The 2,454-nt window shown below is 49.8% G+C and carries 4 protein-coding genes; all 4 read right to left on the reverse strand.

The features are described 5' to 3' along the window. Positions 1-170 precede the first annotated feature (170 nt). Complete coding sequence (locus ABTW62_RS13825) at positions 171-1,232, reverse strand: hypothetical protein (protein WP_430905156.1); 1,062 nt, start codon at positions 1,230-1,232, stop codon at positions 171-173. Between the two features lie 479 nt (positions 1,233-1,711). Continuing rightward, positions 1,712-1,891, reverse strand: a complete 180-nt coding sequence (locus tag ABTW62_RS13830) for a hypothetical protein (RefSeq protein WP_430905157.1) — start codon at positions 1,889-1,891, stop codon at positions 1,712-1,714. Then, a complete protein-coding gene (locus tag ABTW62_RS13835; RefSeq protein WP_430905158.1) occupies positions 1,878-2,087 on the reverse strand; it encodes a hypothetical protein in 210 nt (69 codons plus the stop codon). Before ABTW62_RS13835 ends, ABTW62_RS13830 begins: the two co-directional genes overlap by 14 nt. Next, the coding region (locus ABTW62_RS13840) for a hypothetical protein (protein WP_430905159.1) at positions 2,084-2,454 on the reverse strand (371 nt) is incomplete at its 5' end. The genes ABTW62_RS13840 and ABTW62_RS13835, both read right to left, overlap by 4 nt.

The raw sequence follows: 2,454 nt of genomic DNA on the forward strand, positions 1-2,454 counted from the left end.
TAAGTTAAGCGGCCAAGGCTTGCCTACCAAGAATGGACTCCGGCCAGGCCGACATGGATAGCCTGGCCGCCATCGTTTTGCGACAAGCATTGCCATGTCATTGCAGCTGCAGATCTCGACAGCATCAAAGAATTTTTCTCACGTCTTGCATGAGAAAATCATTCATCGGCTCAGTATTTTCCCATGACTTTTATGAAATATTTATCGATGGTGTGAAGATAAATGATGACGGGGATGGCAAATACTGCTGGCAACACAATCCGTATCGCCAGGACAGTGATAAGCGCCAGCGGGCCTTTCAGGATCCTGTGCACCCATCCAAGCCATTTACCACTGCCTTGGTAGAACAAGTCCGCGATTTTAGACAACACCAGCGCGATCAGCAGGAAATACACAGCAGGCGCGATATCGAACAGGAATTGTTGAAAACTTTCAGGGCTGGTCATAATTTGTAAAAAATCGATACCCAGCCTATCTTTCAGTAGCAGATTGATCAGCCAGATAATCAGCAACAAACTCGCTATGGCCGGCAGGCTGACCAGCGCCAGGACCAATGACTGCTTGATGTTCGTCACCCCCTTGAGCGCATACAGCAAGGGTTTGAAATATTTATGACGGGCCAGTGCCAATTGGTCCAATATTCTGCTGTCTCCCTCTTTCAATAAAGGCCGGTAACGGCCGAATTGCCAATGACCTGCTACGGGCGCAGCAGTATATTGCTTCAGTTTTGCCAGTTGCGGGGCCGACATTTGATAGCCATCTGCTTCCAAACAACCGGCTTCCACATCCGTGAAAGCATCCAAGTCGGTGCGGATTTTCGATAGTTCGCGCTGCGCTGATTCGGCAACCTCGAACGCGGTAGATGAGACCAGCCCCGTACTCATGACCGGGCTGGGCTGGTTGACACTGGGTTGATTGTTGTATTCAATATCCCGGGCGAACAATCCGCGTGTCAAATGAAAATAGGCGGTGCGAGAGGTTTGTGTCCCCATCAGATTGTTGACCATCTCCTCGCGTACACGTCCGGCCAGAATCGAGCTACTGGTGGCCAACACCGAAAGCAGATCGGTTCTGGGATTGTCACTTGCATCTGACTGACCGGCGGCATCGCTCACGATGAAATCCGTGCACAAGCAATCCGGATCGAGCAAACCTGCGATCCCCTGGTTATCGAATACACCGCCATCGACCAGTTGCACCCGGCAGTCCTGGTATAAATTGGAAATTGCCATCGGCGGAAACAGACCCGGTACGCCAGCAGATGCCGCCACTGCGTTGCCGAGCAGGAAATAGGGTTTGCGGGTGGTAATGTCTTATTGATTAAATCGTATAAATATCAAATAAGTACAGCCTACACAAATAACCTCAATCGCTATTCACAATTTAACTCACTATAAACAATAGAGGGGTAAAAAAGTGAATACTCAGCGTGAACCAAAATCATTATCAGCATACATTCAACGGACAGCAAACGGCGAATTTAAGTTATTCATAAGCTCTGGCCTGCTAACGCCGGTCGAGGTAAGCCGGTGGCCTAGTCTACGAGCGGCAAGGCGTGAAGCATCTGCACTGGGCTGTTCTGTTTGTGTCGTAGCGCACGGAGTGGCAGCATGAAAAAACGTAATATACATATTGTCTTTTGACAGAACTACATCGAACCTCCCTGACCGGCATACAGCTCCCCCTCTCTCTCCCTGTATGCCGGTTTTTTTTAATCCGGCTGCAGCAGAATAAAACGGCGCATGCAATCCTCAAGGCTGATCAGTGGGCTTATATGGTCGGTAACGCCGTTTTTTTCTTGAGCCTGGCGTAACATATTAATCAGATGATCTGGTGCGCTGTCGCCTGTTTCCAATGCTTCTAATCTGCGTAATAAATCACGGGTAGCCATATCGCGCCTCGCGGTCAGCTTTCACAGTCTCATGGGTCGCCCGGATAATCCTGATAACACGATCAGGCATATATCCATGCTTATTATAATAATCTTGCCGGGCTTGGGTTTCGTTCGCCATGGAAGGAATAATCAATACCGGCTTCCATACATTCGCGGCTTCCAGCTTCTCAATCCGGGATAGCAGGGTCTTCATATTTGATTCAGCTTTTCGCGGGCCGCATCAGCAAGTTCTTGCTGTTTGGCGTATCTCTGGCGAACTTCCGCCGCTGTCATCGCATCGTCGTGTTCCATGAAGTGAATGAACGCTGTTTTGGCGCGGGTTATGCCTTTCTCGATACCTTTCTTTAACTCCAGCAATTCAGGCGCGTGCTTGCGTGTGGCCTGGTGCCATAGGGCGTCCAGATTGGCTTTTGTTAGCCCGGATAAGCTGGGATGACTGCCCAGCACGGCATGCAAAATTTCGCCATCGCGGTTTTCAATCGCATCATTGATTAGTTCATATCGCTTCTTCTCGGTCATCCCGCGTAGAACTGCCCGGATTTCGGCGCTGTTGCCGTTAT

Origin of the sequence: Nitrosomonas sp. ANs5 (genome assembly GCF_050584665.1) — a bacterium.
GTDB lineage: Bacteria > Pseudomonadota > Gammaproteobacteria > Burkholderiales > Nitrosomonadaceae > Nitrosomonas.

Bases quoted from the DNA above. Each gene is read 5' to 3' on its own strand.
- ABTW62_RS13825 (WP_430905156.1), bottom strand. From the start codon at position 1,232: ATGGCAATTTCCAATTTATACCAGGACTGCCGGGTGCAACTGGTCGAT.
- ABTW62_RS13830 (WP_430905157.1), bottom strand. From the start codon at position 1,891: ATGGCTACCCGTGATTTATTACGCAGATTAGAAGCATTGGAAACAGGC.
- ABTW62_RS13835 (WP_430905158.1), bottom strand. From the start codon at position 2,087: ATGAAGACCCTGCTATCCCGGATTGAGAAGCTGGAAGCCGCGAATGTA.